The organism is Polymorphobacter fuscus (genome assembly GCF_011927825.1).
Taxonomy (GTDB): domain Bacteria; phylum Pseudomonadota; class Alphaproteobacteria; order Sphingomonadales; family Sphingomonadaceae; genus Sandarakinorhabdus; species Sandarakinorhabdus fusca.
Window position 1 is genome coordinate 1543766 of record NZ_JAATJI010000001.1, and the last position, 16808, is coordinate 1560573.

The following is a 16808-nucleotide window of genomic DNA, read 5'->3' on the forward strand; positions in this document are numbered from 1 at the left end:
CGCTTACCAGGCCGGCTGGCGCCCCAGGCTCGATCCGAAGGTCGATCCGAGGCCCATCCCCATCCCGAGCCCCATGCTCATATTGCGCTGCGCCAGCACATTGCCGCCGCCATAGGGGCCATAGCCGTAATAGCCCGGCAGCCGGCTGTTCGAAAAGGCGAAGGTCGCGCTGGCATTGTCGCTGAGCGGGACGCCGACGACACCATAGATGCCGCGTGCGCCGCCGGTGCCGACCATCATCCCGACTTCACCGTGCGGCCGCCGGTCGGGCAGCCCCGGCAACAGCGCCGGATCATCGGCATCGGGTCGCCGCGATGCCGTTTCGAGGACGGCCGCCTTCTGTTCGGGCGTCAGCCCGTAAACCTGCGGCGCCGGCGGGCCGGTCACCGGTTCGGCGGCCAGGGCGGACCCCGCGGCACACAGGACGGTGGCAAGGGCAAGGAAACGGATCATCTGGTCAGCTTTCACCCCAAGACCTTAGCCGCGCCTGAACGGCGTGGCCATGTCCATGGCATCGATGTCAGCGGCGACCATCTCGCCCTCGCGCGCCACGAAATCCGCCACCGCCGCCCGAAAGCCACGATCCGGGATGAAATGCGCCGACACCGTCGCCACCGGGCGATAGCCGCGCGCCAGCTTGTGCGCCCCCTGCGCCCCCGCCTCGACCCGCGCCAGACCGTGCGCGATCGCCCAATCGATCGCCTGATAATAGCAAAGCTCGAAGTGCAGGAACGGCACATCTTCGGTTGCACCCCAATAGCGGCCGTAAAGGCAGTCACCGCCGATGAAGTTGAGCGCCCCGGCGATCGGCCGGCCGTCACGCAGCGCCAGCATCAGCAGCACCCGGTCGCCCATCGTGGCACCAACCTGCGTGAAGAACGCCCGTGTCAGATACGGCCGGCCCCATTTGCGCTGCCCGGTGTCCTGGTAAAAGCGCCAGAAGGCATCCCAATGGGCTTCGGTGATCGCGGCGCCGGTCAGGTGGACAATCTCCAGGCCATCGGCGAGCGCGCCCTCGCGTTCCTTGCGGATCGCCTTGCGCTTGCGCGACGACAGCGCCGCCAGAAAGTCACCAAAGTCACCATAGCCGTCGTTCGCCCAGTGGAACTGCTCGCCCGTGCGCATCAGCCAACCCTGTGCGGCGAACAGCGCCTGCTGCTCGGGGGTCAGGAAGGTCGCGTGCACCGACGAAAAGCCGTTCTGGACCGCCAAAGTCTCCGCTGCCGCGAGCAGGACCGGCGCCGCCGCCGGGTCGCGCAGCAACAGCCTTGGCCCGGTTGCCGGGGTGAACGGCACCGAACATTGCAGCTTGGGATAATAGCGCCCGCCCGCCCGCTCCCAGGCATCCGCCCAACCCTGGTCGAAGACATATTCGCCCTGGCTGTGCGATTTTAGATAGGCGGGCAAAATCCCCGCCGGCACACCCGCTGCGTCATCGACCACGATGTGCGCCGCCTGCCAGCCGGTACGCGCCACGGCGCTGCCCGAGGCTTCGAGCGCTGCAAAAAAGGCATGGCGGGTGAAGGGGTTGTCGTCGCCGGCGCAGGCGTCCCACTGCGCCGCCGGCATATCGGCGGCGGCGCTGAGGATACGCGCGACGCGGCCGGACATCAGTCCTGGAACGCCACGATCGCGTCGATCTCCACGGCCACGCCGCGCGGCAGCACGGCGACGCCGACCGCCGACCGGGCATGGCGGCCGGCCTCGCCGAACACCGCCACCATCAGGTCCGACGCACCATTGGCGACTTCGGGCTGGTCGGTGAAATCGGGGTGGGAGGCGACGAACACCCCCAGCTTGACGATGCGCCGCACCCGGCCGAGGTCGCCCAGCGCTGCCTGGATCTGCGCCATGACACCGATCGCGCAGCGCTTCGCCGCCGCCTGGCCGCCGGCGACATCCATGCCATCGCCCAGCCGGCCGCGCACCAGGCTGCCATCCTCGGCAAAGGGGATCTGCCCGGAAATGTGCAACAACCCGTCGACCGCAACCGTCGGCACATAATTGGCGGCGGGCGCCGCGGCGACGGGCAAGGTGATTCCGAGCGCGGCGAGGCGCGAAGCGGGCGTATCGGTCATGACGGGCCTTTCAAGATGGAAGTGATGTGCGGCAGCGCGAGATGCCAGTCGTCGATGCGCACATCGGCGTCGGGCGCCGCCGGCAGCAGGCTGCGCAGCGACGTTTCGGCAACCATGTGGACGCGGTGGACCTCGGGGGCATGGTCGCGTGCCGAGCTGTGGTTGGGCGGCAGGTCGTCGATGAAGACCGTCGCCGACGGCCCGTATTCGTCGATCAGCGCCTTGATCGGGCCACCCTTGGTGCCGTGATTGCCGATGACGCGATACGGCATGCCGACAAGCGCAAGCTCATCGGTGCGGCGCAGCGCATGATGGTCGGCGATATTGGTCAGCACGACGACATCGCACCAGGTCGCCAGATCGGCGAGCGCCGCCGCCGCGCCGGCCACCGGCCGCTGGGTGGACATATGGGTGGTAAAGAAACCATCCAGCAGCGGCGGAAACTCCGCCGGCGCCACCGCGCTGCCGTCGCGCCGGCGGACATTGCCGGTCAATGCAAAGGTGTCGAGCCGCAGCGTCAGGTCGTGGACGCTGTCGAGATAGGCGACGAACGGCGCCACGAATTCCAGCAGAACGCCATCGCAGTCCGAAATTACCAGCGGCCGGCTCATGCGCGTCCCCCCGCCAGCGCGTCGCCGGCGGCGACAATGGTCTGCGGTCGCAGGGCCAACGCATCGGCGGCCGCGACCAGGTCGCTCTCCCGTGCCGCAACAAATTCAATAAGCGCCGCCAGAACGCCGGGATCATCGGCGCGCGCGCGAAGATCATCCGCGCTGAGCCCCGTCAATGCGAGGAATCGGCTGCCAAGATCGTCATCCGCCACGACATGGGCAAGCAAACGCAAACCAATTACAAACGGGTCGTTAAACGCGTTAACACTTTGGTTGGGATGCACGTGTATAACGTCCTGGCTACTGCCTTTCCGACCTAGGCTGGCGGAGGGGGCCTTGCCAAGCGTTGCGTCGCGCCTGTGACGATGAAGGCGTGCAAATCTTGGGGGCAGGATGCGATCACATGACGAGACGTCGGACGGGAACGGTCACATGACGATCCGGATCGGCTTTGTCGGTTGTCGCGGCACCGACAGCTTCGACCTGGGCGAATCGCTGCGCCCGCTGATCCCGGTCGGCTGCGATCTTGTGCTGATGACGATTCCCGAAGCGCTGGAAATGGTGGAGGCCGGTTGCCTGACGCTGGTGATCGTCGCGCTCGACAGCGGCTGCTGGCGCGACAGCGTGACGATGATGACCGATCTTCACGCCGTCGGGCAACGATGCGGTGCCGTGGTCTTCGGCCTCGTGCCGCGCGACGACCCGGCGGCACTGGTCAGGGCGTTCGACCTGGGCGTCGCCGATGTCGCGGCCATGCCGATCTGCACGCACGAGGTTCGCGCCCGGCTGGCGGCGCTGGTCCGCCGCCGCATGGTCGCCGCCGCCCGCGCCGCCGAAATGCGCGCCGCCTGGCGGCTGGCGGTGATCGATCCGCTGACCGGGCTGTTCAACCGGCAGCATCTGGAAACGATATTGCCCGCCGCCATCGACAGTGCCCGCGCGGGGGACCGGCCCCTGGCGGTGCTGATGGTCGACCTCGATTCGCTGAAGCCGTTCAACGATCGGTGGGGCCATGCCGCGGGTGACCGGATGCTGCGCAACGTTGCCGATGCCCTGACGGCGAACCTGCGCGCCAGCGATACCGTGGCGCGTCTGGGCGGCGATGAAATGGCCGTGGTGATGCCCGATACCGATATCGAAACGGCTCGGCGAATCGCAGCCAGGCTGGTCACGGTCGTCGCCGCGCTGAAACTCGGCAAGGACAATGTCGCCATCACCATCAGCGTCGGCATGACGACGCTGGTCGAAGCCACCGACGATGCCGAAACGCTGCTGCTCCGCGCCGACACGGCATTGTACCATGCCAAGCAAAATGGCCGGAACCGGGTGGCGGAGGCCGCCTGATCGCAGCGCGGCGCGCGCTGCGCATGGAGTGCCGGCAGGCGCAGGCGGGACGCGCGAATCGCTGCGGACGCCCGTACCGTTTCCCAAAACTGTGGAGAAGCAGGCAAAAAGAAAGCATGGGCAAAGCCCATGCTCGCGTCAGACGGCTTCGGATTGGCACAGCCAACCGCCCCGCTGGCCGGTCTTGCGCCTGTCGGCGCGCAACGTCTCGCTGCGCGCGCGGCGCGGCGACCTACTTGATCTTCGCTTCCTTGAACTCGACATGCTTGCGCACGACCGGGTCATATTTGCGGAAGTTCAGCTTTTCGGTCTGGGTCCGCGGGTTCTTCTTGGTGACATAATAATAGCCGGTGTCGGCAGTCGACACGAGCTTGATCTTGATGGTTGTCGGCTTGGCCATGACAGGTCCCGAAGTAAGACGGTGTTGACGCGCGCGGCAGGCCGGGCACGGGAAGCGGCGTCCAATGGCGGCGCTGCCACCAAAAGTCAAGCTGCGGCGCGCGATTGGCAAGCGGGCGACACCGCCCTATCTCATGCCCCCATGACCATCACCACCCTTCCAGACCGCGCCGTGGTGCGCGTCGCCGGCCCCGACGCCCGCGGTTTCCTTCAGGGTCTGCTGACCAGCGACATCGACACGCTGACGCCCGACCACCCGCTTTATGCCGGCTTGCTGTCACCGCAAGGCAAGGCGCTGTTCGACATGATGCTGTTCGCCGATGGCGACGACGTCCTTGTCGACGTCGCCGCCGATCGCGCCGAAGCGCTGATGCGCCGCCTCACCATGTACCGCCTGCGCAAGGCCGTCACGATCGCGCCGACGGACCTTGTTGTCATTGCTGCGTGGGACGGCGAGGGCGAAGGCCACACCCGCGACCCGCGCCTTGCCGCTCTCGGTGCCCGCTGGATCGCCGAATCGGGGCCGCTCGCGGATGGTTACACCGAACACCGCCTTGAGCACGGCGTTCCCGACAGTGCCGACATCGGCGAGGATCAGCTGTTGTGGCTCGAAACCGGTGCCGATCTGCTGAACGGCGTCAGCTTCACCAAGGGTTGCTATGTCGGCCAGGAAAATACCGCGCGCATGCACCATCGTGACAAGGTTCGCCGCCGGCTGGTGCCGCTGCACATCGAGGCCGCGACCGACACGGGCGCAATCCTCGATGCCGCCGGCCGCAGCGCCGGGACGCTGCGCAGCCGCCACGGCGCCACCGGTATCGCCCATCTCCGCCTCGAAGCGGCCGGTGGCACGCTGAGCATCGGTGGCGTGCCCGCCACCGCGCTCCGTCCCGCCTGGCTGGCCGGCGCCATCGCCGCCGCGAGTGCCGCCTGATGGCCCCGCCCGCGCAATCCGCCGCCCAGGCCGCCACCAAGCCGGCAACCCTGCCGGCAAAGGACATCGGCCATCAGGTCGAGGCGCTGACCGTCGACACCTACAAATGGATCACCGAGGACAGCGGCACCGCCCTGATGGCCGTCGCCGTCGCCGTCGCGATCTGGGCCATTCTCACCGGCCTGCGCTGGGGCGCCGGCCGCGTGCTCGGCGCCCACCACGCGGTCACCAACTGGCAGGGGTTCGTCGGGCGCATCGTCCGGCGCACGAAAGGCCCGTTCATCGCGGTCAGTGCCGCCTATATCGCGGCGCAGCTGTTCGACACGCCGCGCCCGTTGCAGGCGTTCGTCACCTTCTTCTTCACCATCGCCTGCGCGATCCAGGGCGCGCTGTGGCTGCGCGAGATCATCCTTGCGCTGGTCGAGCGCCGCGCCGGGCCGGGCAGCGAGGACCATAGCGCGCTCGCCAGCGCCATGGGCGTCATCACCGTGCTGGTCAACGTCGTTGTCTGGGCGCTGGCGATCATCCTCGTCCTCGACAATCTGGGGGTCAATGTCACGGCCCTGGTCGCCGGCCTCGGTGTCGGCGGCATCGCCATCGGCCTTGCCGCCCAGGGCATTTTCAGCGACCTGTTCGCGGCATTGTCTATCCTGTTCGACCGGCCGTTTCGCGTCGGCGACACGATTTCCTATGGCGGCAACACCGGTACGGTCGAAGCAATCGGGCTCAAGACGACGCGCATCCGGGCATTGTCCGGCGAACAGCTGGTGATGGGCAATACCAAGCTGCTCGAACAACAGGTTTCGAACATGCGGCGCATCGTCGAACGACGTGTCGTGATGCAGATCGGCGTGATCTACCAGACGCCGCCCGACGTGCTCGAGGCGATTCCGGGGGTCATCGGCGAGATTGTCCGGGCGGCACCGCATTGCCGGTTCGACCGCGCCCATGTCTTCAACTTCGCCGCGTCATCGATCGACATCGAATTCGTCTTTCATGTCGAAGAGCCCGATTTCGCGCTGATGATGGATGCCCGCCAGGCGATCTGCCTCGGCCTGGTCCGCCGTTTTGCCGAAATGGGCGTCGATTTTGCCTATCCGACGCAAACCAGCTTCACGGCGGCCCCCGATGGGCGGATGATCGACCCGCGCGAACGCCAGTCATTGGCCGCGCAGGAGGACGAGGAAAAGGCGTCACCGCCGGCACGCTGAGCCGGCGTCGGCAGTCAGCGCTGCGGCTGCCACCGCGACGGCGCCAGCGGTTCCGCCGCCTGCGCCTGGATCGGCCCATAGCCCGAGCTGGCAAAGCTTGACGTGCAGCCCGCGGTCCGCGCGCATTCGTTCGACGCGCTGTAGGTGGTTGCACAGCCGGACAGGCCGATGCCCAACGCCAGGATCACGATCGCCCGCATCACCAACTCCTCAAGCTGCACAATAATCGTAACGCATTGTCAGATTCCGGCAACATCCTCGATGCTCAGCAGCGACGCATTGCCGCCGGCGCTCGTCGTGTCGGTCGACACCGTGCGCTCATGGACAAACCGTAACAGATAATGCGGCCCGCCGGCCTTGAACCCCGTCCCCGACCGCCCCTCGCCGCCGAACGGCTGTGACCCGACGACCGCACCGATCATCGACCGGTTGATGTACAGATTGCCGACATGCGCGGTTTCGGTCACCAGCGTCGCCACGCTGGCGATGCGGCTGTGCAGCCCCATGGTCAGGCCATAGCCCAGTGCGTTGACCGCCGCGATCGTCGCCGGCAGGTCGCCGGCGCGCCAGGTGACGACGTGGAGGATCGGTCCGAACCATTCCTGCGTCAGCTCGGCGACCGACCCGAGCCGGATCACCGTCGGGGCGATATATTCGCCATCCGGCGCCGGCAGGGCATACACCCAGCGCGGCCGCTGGCTCTGGCGATAGCTTTCGAGGCGGTCGAACGCCGCGGCGTCGATCACCGGGCCGATATCGGTGGCAGGGTCGGCGGGATCCCCCATCGTCAGCGTATCCATCGCGCCCTTCAGCATGGCGAGCGTCCGCTCCGCCACATCCTCCTGCACCAGCAGCAGCCGCAACGCCGAACAGCGCTGCCCGGCGCTGCGGAAGGCCGAGGTGATGACGTCGTGCACGACCTGTTCGGTCAGCGCCGTCGAATCGACGATCATCGCGTTGATGCCGCCGGTCTCCGCGATCAACGGCACCAGCGGCCGCGTTTCGTCATCCAGCAGGGCCCGGGCGATCCGCCGCGCCGTCGCCGTGCTGCCGGTGAACGCCACGCCCATGACGCGGGGGTCGCGCACCAGCGCGTCGCCGACCTCGCCGCCGCCGGTCACCAGCCGCAGCGCATCGGCCGGAATGCCGGCTTCGTACGCCAGCCGCACCGCCGCCGCGGCGATGGCCGGCGTCTGCGGCGCGGGCTTGGCGACAACGCTGTTGCCGGCGACCAGCGCCGCTGCGACCTGGCCGATGAAGATCGCCAGCGGAAAATTCCACGGCGCGATGCAGGCGAAGACGCCGCGCCCTTCCAGCCGCAGTTCGTTGCGCTCCCCCGTCGGCCCCGGCAGCACCAAAGTGCCGAACTTGCCGCGCGCTTCCGCTGCATAATAGCGGCAGAAATCCACCGCCTCTCGGACTTCGCCGAGCGCATCGGGAATCGTCTTGCGCGCTTCGCGGACGCAAATCGCCATCAGCGCCTCGCAATCGCGTTCCAGCAGGTCGGCAAGACGGTCGAGCGCCGCGGCCCGCACGTCCACCGGCGTCGCCGCCCAGGCCGGAAACGCCTTCGCCGCCGCCGCCACGGCAGCGGCGACATCGCGCGCCGCGTCGACCGCGATTGGGGCCGGGGGTGCAGCGGCAGCGATCCCCCCCGCCACCCGCGCCAGCACCTGCTCATCCGCAAGGTCGATCCCCGCCGAGTTGGACCGGGTGTCGCCATAAAGCCGGATCGGCAACGGAATCGATGGATGCGCCGCACCGCCGACCGCCGCGATCTTCTCGGCGGGGTCGGCGAGCAGCGTCGCATCGCTGACATTGGCGTCGGCGAGCTGGTGGACAAAGCTCGAATTGGCGCCATTTTCCAGCAGTCGCCGCACCAGATAGGCGAGCAGGTCACGATGGCCGCCGACCGGCGCATAGGTCCGGCACTTGTACCCCTCTTCGCGCACCAGCCGCTCGAACAGGCCTTCGCCCATGCCGTGCAGCCGCTGGAACTCGAAATCGCGCGACGGGCCCGCCCATTCGAGGATCGTTGCCACCGTCAACGCATTGTGGCTGGCGAACGCCGGGTAGATGTTGGGCGCCGCCAACATGTCGCGGGCGCAGGCAAGGTACGACACGTCGGTTGCCGCCTTGCGCGTGAACAATGGATAATCCGCCAGCCCGCTTTCCTGCGTGCGCTTGATCTCGCTGTCCCAATAGGCGCCCTTGACCAGCCGCACCGTCAACCGCTGGCCGGTCTCCGCACCCAGCGCCTGGGCCCAGGCGACGACGGCCCGGGCGCGCTTGCCATAGCCCTGCACTGCCATGCCGAAACCGTCCCAGCCGTTCAGCTCGGGCAGCCGCGCCACCGCTTCGATGATGTCGAGGCTCATCATCAGCCGCTCCGATTCCTCGGCATCGACGGTCAGGCCGATCCCCGAGGCCGCTGCCGACCGCGCCAGCTCGGCGACCATGTCGATCAGTGCCGGCACGGCGGTAGCGGCATGGGCGGTTTCATAGCGCGGGTGCAGCGCCGAAAGCTTGACGCTGACGGAATGACGATCGGTGATGTGGTTGGCTTTCGCCGCCTTGGCGGTGTCGCGGATGGCAGCCTTGTAGCTTTCGAAATAGCGGGCGCCATCGTCATGGGTGCGCGCTGCCTCGCCGAGCATGTCGAAGCTGGCGGTGAAGCCGCGATTGTCCTTGTCACCCGCGCGTTCCAGCGCTTCGTCGATGGTGCGTCCCATCACGAAGACCTGGCCCATCATCCGCATCGCGGCGCCCACCGCCTGCCGTACGAACGGCTCGCCGGCGCGTGCGACAAGGCGCTTCAGCACCGATGCCTTGCCGTCATCGGCCATCAGCGCGCGCGTCATCACCAGGCCCCAAGTCGCCGAATTGACCAGTGCCGAATCCGATTCGCCCTTGTGCTGCGCCCAATCGGCGGTGCCGATCTTGTCGCGGATGAGCGCATCGGCGGTTTCGGAATCGGGCACGCGCAGGAATGCCTCGGCAAGGCTGAGCAGTGCCACGCCTTCGGCGGTGTTGAGGCGATACTGATGGAGGAAGCGGTTGACCCAGCCATCGCCCTGCGCCGCGCGCAGGTCGGCGAGCAGCCCGAGGGCGCGGCCGACGACGGCGTCGCGCGTTGGCGCCGCCAGCGTCGCGGCCGGCAACAGCCCGGCGAGAACCTGCGGTTCGGGGGCACGGTGGAGGCTGCGCATCATGGTGCGCGCGGTATCGAGGCTGGTCATCGCCGGTCCTTACCGCCGACGCCGATGCGAAGAAAGCGGCGCCAATCGCCACACGGCCCGCCCGGAATCGCCACTTGACGATTACGGGCGTAATCGCATAGGACTACGCCTGTAATCAGAGGCGAATCGCATGAGTGACCACACGGGCGAACGGATCAGCGAGGCGGAACTTGCCGTCATGGAAATCCTGTGGGCCGAATCGCCGCTGACGGCGATGGACGTTGCCGAACGCATCGATCCGGCGCGGGGCTGGAGCGACCGGACCGTCAAGACCATGCTCGGCCGGCTGCTCGCCAAGGGCGTGCTGGCCTATGAAGAAGATGGCCGGCGGTACCTGTATCGCCCGCTGGTCGCCCGTGCCGCGCATGTCGCCGGGTCAACCCGCCGCCTGGTCGACCGGTTGTTCGGCGGCCGCGCGGCGCCGCTGGTGGCGCATCTGGCCGAAAATCATGCGCTGTCGGACGCCGATATCGCCGAACTCGAAGCTCTGGTGAAGGAACTGCGCAAATGAGCTGGCTGGTCGAAGCGCTTGTCGGGTCGTCGCTGCTGATGCTGCTGGTCCTGGCGGTGCGCCGCCCGGTGGCGCGGCTGTTCGGCGCCCATGTTGCCTATGCGCTGTGGCTGCTGCCGCCGCTGCGGCTGGTGCTGCCGGCGCTTCCGGGCTGGACCACCTTCTACGTGCCGGTCGCCGAGGTCGGTGACCCGGTGAGGGTCGGCCTGGTGGACCCGGCGACCGCGGCACAGCTTCCTGCCACCGCCACGGCCGGCGTCGATTGGGCGCTGCCCATGCTGGGCCTTTGGGCCGCGGGCGCGGTACTCTGGATCGGCTGGCAGTTGCTGCGCCACCGGCGTTTCCTGCAGCAGGCACTGGCGCCGGCGCGGCTCCTGGCGCGCGAAGGCGGCACGGAGATCTGGCTGACTCCGGCCGTGGCAGGCCCGATGGCGGCCGGCGTCCTGCGCCGGCACATCTTGCTGCCGGCGGATTTCAAGACCCGCTATGCCCCGGCCGAGCGGCGCCTGGCGCTGCTCCACGAAGGCGCGCACCATGATCGCGGCGATCTTGTCGCCAATCTTGTCGGGCTCGCCGTGGTCGCGGTCCATTGGTGGAACCCGCTGGCGCACATCGCGTGGCGCGCCTTTCGCGCCGACCAGGAACTGGCGTGCGACGCGACCGTGCTGGCCGGCACCGATGCCGATGACCGGCAAGCCTATGGCATCGCGGTGCTCAAATCGGCGTGCAGCCGCGTGCCGACGGCGGCCTGCGCGATGAACCACAAGGCGCAGCTGAAACAGCGGATCGCGATGATGAAACATCGCCCGATCGGCCTGTTGCGCCATGCCATCGGTGCCCTGCTGGCGGCATTCCTTGTCGGCGGCGGGCTGCTGCTGACCGCAAGTGCGGCACCGCCCGCGCCGCCCGCGCCGCCTGCTCCGGTTGCTCCGCCTGCGCCACCGGCCCCCGCCGCCGCACCGGCACCCGTTGCCCCGCCGGCCGCGGCCGAATGGCCCGCAGCCCCGGCCCCGGCGCGGCCTGTCGCCCCGTCGGCCGCCGCTGCAGACGCTGCCTGGGCCGATGCCGCCGCAGACCAGGCGGCTGCTGCCGCGGAGCGCGCCGCACTGGCTTCGGATGCCGCCCGGCAGGGCGTAGCTGCCGCCCGGCTGAGCATGGCTGCAGCCCGGCAGGGCCTCGCCAAGGCCCGCGCCGAGATGGCGGCAGAGTGCGACAAGGCCGGCGTGCCGGTTGTGGTCGATGCGGACCTGGCGAAGCTGGCGGCGTGCAACCCGGAAACGCAGCAGCAGATCCGGACGTCGGTGCGCGCCTCGCTCCATTCCGCGCGGGCCACCATGATAACCGACGGCGCCTGGGCCGACGACGAGCGCCGCCACGCCATCGCCGGCCTCGACGCCGCCCTGCAAAGGCTCGATCGGCAGATCGCAGCGGCCACCGAATAAGGCAGCCGCTGCGGCCCCCCCGTTACGCCGTGACGTACCGCGCGCGGCGACGGCGCGCGGCAATGCCGACGAAGCCGAAGCCGGCGATCAGCATCGCCCAGGTCTGCGGCTCCGGAACCGCCGCAGCGGCGATGGTGTCGAATTCGAATGCCACGCCGGTCGACCGGAAGGTCAGCCCGGTAATGGTCTCGCCGACGCCGGCCGTGATATAGATGCGGCGGTTGGTGATCGCGTCACCCTGGTCGCCATTCGCCGGCGGCAGCGCGCTGCCACCGATGGTCGTCAACAACGACCCGCCGGCGCCGAGCACATCGACTTCATTATAGGCATCGATCGAACCCCAGTAGAAGCTGATCGACCGAAGGCCAGGGGTCGACAGGGTCGCGAAATTGGGCGCGAAGCTGCTCGACACATAGCCATAGGTGGTGGCATCGCCGGCCGGCGCGGCGGCCGCGCCCGAGGTACCGGTGGCGGTGCCGATAGTGCCGGCGGTAAAGCTATAGCCCGCGGCATTGGGCGCGTCGAAAGTCACCACGGCCGTTTCACCGGCTGCAAAGGCCGGATCGGGCGCCCCGGCTGCACTTGTGAACGACACGGCATTCGCCCCCGACGCCGCCAGCATCGCGGCAACCGCAACGCCCAATTTTGCCAGATTTGTTCGCATTCTCAACTCCCACAAGCCATTCGTTAACCGTCCGTACGGACGTTAAGAATGTAGCAAGAACCGTGCCAACAAGTGTCACATTTGTTAATCAATCGTTTAGATGGTTAATCATTTCGGAAGTGTAAACCAGGCCGTCACTTCAGGCGCTATATGGCGCACATTTGCGCAATGTCGGCGGATCGGCCGGAATCCCGGTTCCCCGGCATGCCCACCTGTTCCATGTGTGCGGTTGACGCTCGCGTCACCCGGCGCCTAGGTTGCCGACAACAAAAACGGCAGATGGGGACGGAGCGCATGGCACTTGCGATCGAGGAATATCAGGCGCTGGTCGGCAGCGAGCTTGGCGTTTCTGACTGGATTCTTGTCGACCAGGCGAAAATCGACGCCTTCGCCGAAGTCACCGGCGACCACCAGTTCATCCACGTCAATCCCGAGCTGGCGAAGCAGACGCCGTTCGGCACCACCATCGCCCATGGCTATCTGACGCTCAGCCTCTGCTCGGTCATGGCCTATGGCGTCATGCCCGGGATCAAGGGCACCAAGATGGGCGTCAACTACGGCCTCAACAAAGTCCGTTTCATGGCCCCGGTCAAAAGCGGCAGCAGCGTGCGCGGCCGTTTCAAGCTGCTCGACGTCACCCAGCGTCCCGACGGCGCCTGGCAGTCAACGGTGAACGTCACCGTCGAGATCGACGGCGAAACCAAGCCGGCGCTCGCCGCCGAATGGGTCACGCTGCAATATCTTTGAAGGGACCGACCATGAGCCGTATCGGACTGCTCCAGAAGCCCTGGCCCGACGCCTTCGCAGCGACCGTCGCCAAGGTCGCCGCGCCAGGCGCCGAGCCCCTGTCGCTGTTCACCGCCATGGGCCACAGCCAGAAGGCGCTGGACCGCTTCCTCGCCGGTGCCGTCCCGGGCAAGGGCGCGCTCGACCTCCACACCCGCGAAATCGTCATCGAGCGCACGGCGGCCCAGACCGGCTGCGAATATGAATGGGGCATCCACACCAAGGTCTTCGCCGCCAAGGCCGGCCTGTCGCCCGAACAGGTCCAATCGACCTACAGCGGCGCCGCCAACGACGGCAACTGGGACGAAAAGGATGCAGCGGTCATCGCCACCGTCGACGCCCTGCTCGCCAACAAGAAGCTCAGCGACGACGAATTTGCCCGCATCACGGCGCATTTCGATACCGAACAGCTGATCGAGATCATCCAGCTCGTCGCCTTCTACCATGGCGTCGCGCTGTTCACCGGCGCCATCGCGCTGCCCAGCGAACCCGGCATGCCGCGGTTTCCGGCAGCCTGATTCTCCAAAAAAGGACTTTCTCATGCGTGAAGCCGTCATCGTTTCCACCGCCCGCACGCCGATCGGCAAGGCCTATCGCGGTGCGTTCAACGCCACCCCGTCGCCGACGCTCGCCGGCCATGCCATCGCCCATGCGGTGAAGCGTGCCGGCATTGATGGCGCCGAAGTCGACGACGTCGTCATGGGCGCGGCGCTGCAACAGGGCGTCCAGGGCGGCAACATTGCCCGCACCGCATTGCTGCGCGCCGGCCTGCCCGTCACCGTTTCGGGCCAGTCGATGGACCGGCAATGTTCGTCGGGCGTCATGTCGATCGCCACGGCGGCCAAGCAGATCATCGTCGACGGCATGGACATCGCCATCGGCGGCGGCGTCGATTCGATCTCGATGGTCCAGAACGACAAGATGCGGGTGGAGGGTGATCCCAGCCTCGTCGCCATGCACCCCAACATCTACATGCCGATGCTGCAGACCGCCGAGATCGTCGCCAAGCGCTACAACATCAGCCGCGATCGCCAGGACGAATACAGCTATCGCTCGCAGATGCGCACCGCCGCCGCCCAGCAGGCCGGCAAGTTCGACGACGAGATCGTGCCGATGACCAGCCGCATGGCGATGGTCAACAAGGAGACCAAGGAGGTCAGCTTTCACGAGGTCACCACGTCGAAGGACGAAGGCAACCGGCCGGAAACCACGCTGGACGGCCTCAAGGGCCTGAAGCCGGTCATCGCCGATGGCGTCATCACCGCCGGCAACGCCTCGCAACTGTCGGACGGTGCTTCGGCGAGCGTGCTGATGGAAGCCGGCGTCGCGTCGCGCAAGGGCCTCACCCCGCTTGGCGCCTACCGCGGCATGGCCGTGGCCGGCCTGGAGCCCGACGAGATGGGCATCGGCCCGATCTACGCCATTCCCAAGCTGCTCAAGGCCAATGGCCTGACGATGAACGACATCGGCCTGTGGGAATTGAATGAAGCCTTTGCCGTCCAGGTGCTGCACTGTGCCGATGTCCTGGGCATCGATCACGACCTGCTCAACGTCAACGGCGGCGCCATCTCGATCGGCCACCCCTATGGCATGACCGGCGCCCGCTGCACCGGCCACGCCCTCATCGAAGGCAAGCGCCGCGGTGCCAAATATGTCGTGGTGACGATGTGCGTCGGCGGCGGCATGGGCGCAGCCGGGCTGTTCGAGGTCTATTGATCGGCCGCCGGACGCGAGTCACTTCCTCGCGTCCGGCGATGCTGCAACGCGGCATTCGCTTTTTTCGGGCATATCGGGCATAGCGACTCGTCTATGCCTTTTGAAACCTTGCCGCCGCTTCTCACCGAAGCGCTTACCGCCCGTGGCTATGCCGCGCCCACGCCTGTACAGGCTGCCGTTATCCAGCCCGAAGCCGAGGGCCGCGACCTGCTCGTGTCCGCCCAGACCGGCTCCGGCAAGACCGTTGCTTTCGGCATGGCCATGGCCGCCCAGTTGCTCGGCGACGATGGCCGCACCGATCGCCCCGGCGCGCCGCTTGTCATCGTCATCGCGCCCACCCGCGAGCTGGCCTTGCAGGTCAGCCGGGAGCTGATCTGGCTCTACGCCAAGACCGGCGCGCGCATCGCCACCTGCGTCGGCGGCATGGATGCGTCGAAGGAACGCAAGATGCTCGGCCAAGGCGCCCATATCGTCGTCGGCACGCCGGGCCGGCTGCGCGACCATCTCGAGCGCGGCGCCCTCAACCTCGGCCAGATCCGCGTCGCCGTGCTCGATGAAGCCGACGAAATGCTCGACATGGGCTTTCGCGAGGACCTCGAGCAGATTCTCGATGCCACCCCCGACGCCCGCCGCACCTTCATGTTCTCCGCGACCCTGCCCAAGCCGATCGTCGCGCTGGCCAAACGCTATCAGAAGGATGCGCTGCGCATCTCGACGGTGGGCGAAGACCGCGGCCACGGCGATATCGCCTATCAGGCTGTCACCGTGGCACCCGCCGATATCGAGAATGCCGTCGTCAACCTGCTGCGCTTCCACGAAGCCCCGACGGCGATGCTGTTCTGCGCCACCCGCGACAATGTCCGCCACCTCCACGCCAGCCTGATCGAGCGCGGCTTCGACGCCGTCGCCCTCTCGGGCGAACATTCGCAGTCGGAACGCAACCAGGCGCTGCAGGCCCTGCGCGATCGCCGTGCGCGCATCTGCGTCGCCACCGACGTCGCCAGCCGCGGCATCGATCTGCCCAACCTCTCGCTCGTCATCCATGTCGAGCTGCCGCGCGACGCCGAGATCCTCCAGCATCGGTCTGGGCGGACCGGTCGCGCCGGCAAAAAGGGCACCGCCGTCCTCATCGTCCCCTATCCCGCCCGCCGCCGCGTCGATGCCATGCTGCGCGGCGCCCGGATCAACGCCGAATGGCTGCCGGTGCCGAGCACGAACGACATCCGCCGCAACGACCATGAACGCCTGCTCAGCGCGCTGCTGGAAGTGCCGGCGGAAATCGATGACGAGGATCGCGCGCTGGCCGATCGCCTGCTCGCCGAGCGCAGCCCGCAAGACATCGCCGCCGCGCTCGTCCGCATGCACCGCTCCAAGATGCCTGCCGTCGAAGAACTGCTCGACAACAGCACCCCGGCACCGCGCGCCGCCCGCAGCGACGCGCCGCGCGACGGCTTCGAAGACACCGTCTGGTTCCGCATGGATGTCGGCCGCCGCCTCAACGCCGATCCGCGCTGGCTGCTGCCGTTGATCTGCCGCCGTGGCCATGTGACCAAGAACGAGATCGGCGCCATCCGCATCGGGCCGGAAGAAACCATGTTCGAAATTCCCCGCGGCCTCGCCAACCGCTTCTCCGAGGCGCTGCACCGCACCGAAGGCGAAGACCGCAGCCCGGAAGGTGGCATCCGCATCATCCCCGCCGATGGCCCGCCGGCGCCGCAGCGCAGCGGCCCGCGGCCAGGTGGCGCCCGCCCGAACCGCCCCGTCCTCGTCCGCCCCCTGGGCCCGGAAGGCCGCCCGACGCACACCGGCCCGCGCGGCCCCCGCCCCGGCCCGGCCAACCCGACCCAGCGCGGCAAATTCCGCCAGGGCTGAC

At 67.8% G+C, this 16808-nt stretch carries 18 protein-coding genes; 9 read left to right on the forward strand and 9 right to left on the reverse strand.

What is annotated here, in order from left to right:
- Window positions 1-3: 3 nt before the first annotated feature.
- From GGQ62_RS07325 to GGQ62_RS07345, 5 genes are read right to left on the reverse strand one after another with little or no spacing between them, the layout of a single operon-like run.
- Window positions 4-453 carry a hypothetical protein gene (locus GGQ62_RS07325; RefSeq protein ID WP_152578905.1) on the reverse strand — a complete coding sequence of 150 codons (450 nt, stop codon included), beginning with the start codon at window positions 451-453 and terminating at the stop codon, window positions 4-6.
- Between the two features lie 24 nt (window positions 454-477).
- The gene (locus GGQ62_RS07330; protein ID WP_167649521.1) at window positions 478-1611 is read right to left on the reverse strand and encodes a GNAT family N-acetyltransferase; all 1134 of its coding nucleotides are present in this window, start codon (window positions 1609-1611) and stop codon (window positions 478-480) included.
- Window positions 1611-2078 (reverse strand): RidA family protein, encoded by a 468-nt coding sequence (locus tag GGQ62_RS07335; protein WP_152578307.1) that lies wholly within the window; start codon window positions 2076-2078, stop codon window positions 1611-1613. The genes GGQ62_RS07330 and GGQ62_RS07335 overlap by 1 nt, the downstream gene beginning before the upstream one ends.
- Entirely contained in the window at window positions 2075-2689 is a 615-nt protein-coding gene (locus tag GGQ62_RS07340) for an HAD family hydrolase (protein WP_152578308.1), read from the reverse strand. The genes GGQ62_RS07335 and GGQ62_RS07340 overlap by 4 nt, the downstream gene beginning before the upstream one ends.
- Complete coding sequence (locus tag GGQ62_RS07345; protein WP_243446670.1) at window positions 2686-2973, reverse strand: DUF3572 family protein; 288 nt, start codon at window positions 2971-2973, stop codon at window positions 2686-2688. Before GGQ62_RS07345 ends, GGQ62_RS07340 begins: the two co-directional genes overlap by 4 nt.
- Before the next feature lie 148 nt (window positions 2974-3121).
- Here GGQ62_RS07345 and GGQ62_RS07350 point away from each other — a divergent pair, with 148 nt between their 5' ends.
- Window positions 3122-4033: a GGDEF domain-containing protein gene (locus GGQ62_RS07350; RefSeq protein ID WP_167649522.1), complete on the forward strand. Its 912-nt coding sequence runs from the start codon at window positions 3122-3124 to the stop codon at window positions 4031-4033.
- Between the two features lie 232 nt (window positions 4034-4265).
- On the opposite strand, the gene rpmG is transcribed toward GGQ62_RS07350, so the two are convergent.
- Window positions 4266-4433, reverse strand: a complete 168-nt coding sequence (gene rpmG, locus GGQ62_RS07355) for a 50S ribosomal protein L33 (RefSeq protein WP_152578310.1) — start codon at window positions 4431-4433, stop codon at window positions 4266-4268.
- Between the two features lie 141 nt (window positions 4434-4574).
- Between rpmG and ygfZ the strand changes: the two genes are divergently transcribed.
- A complete protein-coding gene (ygfZ, locus tag GGQ62_RS07360) occupies window positions 4575-5366 on the forward strand; it encodes a CAF17-like 4Fe-4S cluster assembly/insertion protein YgfZ (protein WP_152578311.1) in 792 nt (263 codons plus the stop codon).
- Window positions 5366-6577 (forward strand): mechanosensitive ion channel family protein, encoded by a 1212-nt coding sequence (locus tag GGQ62_RS07365; protein WP_152578312.1) that lies wholly within the window; start codon window positions 5366-5368, stop codon window positions 6575-6577. Before ygfZ ends, GGQ62_RS07365 begins: the two co-directional genes overlap by 1 nt.
- A 14-nt stretch (window positions 6578-6591) precedes the next feature.
- On the opposite strand, the gene GGQ62_RS07370 is transcribed toward GGQ62_RS07365, so the two are convergent.
- Together GGQ62_RS07370 and GGQ62_RS07375 are read right to left on the reverse strand one after the other, a co-directional pair.
- Window positions 6592-6777, reverse strand: coding sequence for a hypothetical protein (locus GGQ62_RS07370; RefSeq protein ID WP_152578313.1), 186 nt, complete (start codon window positions 6775-6777; stop codon window positions 6592-6594).
- Between the two features lie 39 nt (window positions 6778-6816).
- On the reverse strand, window positions 6817-9816 hold the full coding sequence (locus GGQ62_RS07375; RefSeq protein ID WP_243446223.1) for an L-glutamate gamma-semialdehyde dehydrogenase: 3000 nt from the start codon (window positions 9814-9816) through the stop codon (window positions 6817-6819).
- A gap of 130 nt (window positions 9817-9946) precedes the next feature.
- On the opposite strand from GGQ62_RS07375, the gene GGQ62_RS07380 reads away from it, so the two are divergent.
- Both GGQ62_RS07380 and GGQ62_RS07385 read left to right on the forward strand, forming a co-directional pair.
- The gene (locus GGQ62_RS07380; RefSeq protein ID WP_152578314.1) at window positions 9947-10327 is read left to right on the forward strand and encodes a BlaI/MecI/CopY family transcriptional regulator; all 381 of its coding nucleotides are present in this window, start codon (window positions 9947-9949) and stop codon (window positions 10325-10327) included.
- Window positions 10324-11769, forward strand: coding sequence for a M56 family metallopeptidase (locus GGQ62_RS07385; RefSeq protein WP_152578315.1), 1446 nt, complete (start codon window positions 10324-10326; stop codon window positions 11767-11769). Before GGQ62_RS07380 ends, GGQ62_RS07385 begins: the two co-directional genes overlap by 4 nt.
- 22 nt (window positions 11770-11791) lie before the next feature.
- Here GGQ62_RS07385 and GGQ62_RS07390 read toward each other — a convergent pair whose 3' ends face one another.
- Window positions 11792-12433: an Npun_F0296 family exosortase-dependent surface protein gene (locus tag GGQ62_RS07390; protein ID WP_152578316.1), complete on the reverse strand. Its 642-nt coding sequence runs from the start codon at window positions 12431-12433 to the stop codon at window positions 11792-11794.
- A gap of 294 nt (window positions 12434-12727) precedes the next feature.
- Between GGQ62_RS07390 and GGQ62_RS07395 the strand changes: the two genes are divergently transcribed.
- From GGQ62_RS07395 to GGQ62_RS07410, 4 genes are all read left to right on the forward strand, one after another.
- Window positions 12728-13180, forward strand: coding sequence for a MaoC family dehydratase (locus GGQ62_RS07395; RefSeq protein WP_152578317.1), 453 nt, complete (start codon window positions 12728-12730; stop codon window positions 13178-13180).
- A gap of 11 nt (window positions 13181-13191) precedes the next feature.
- Window positions 13192-13737 carry a carboxymuconolactone decarboxylase family protein gene (locus tag GGQ62_RS07400; RefSeq protein WP_167649524.1) on the forward strand — a complete coding sequence of 182 codons (546 nt, stop codon included), beginning with the start codon at window positions 13192-13194 and terminating at the stop codon, window positions 13735-13737.
- Between the two features lie 22 nt (window positions 13738-13759).
- On the forward strand, window positions 13760-14935 hold the full coding sequence (locus tag GGQ62_RS07405; protein WP_152578319.1) for an acetyl-CoA C-acyltransferase: 1176 nt from the start codon (window positions 13760-13762) through the stop codon (window positions 14933-14935).
- A gap of 93 nt (window positions 14936-15028) precedes the next feature.
- Window positions 15029-16807: a DEAD/DEAH box helicase gene (locus tag GGQ62_RS07410; RefSeq protein ID WP_152578320.1), complete on the forward strand. Its 1779-nt coding sequence runs from the start codon at window positions 15029-15031 to the stop codon at window positions 16805-16807.
- Window position 16808: the final 1 nt, after the last annotated feature.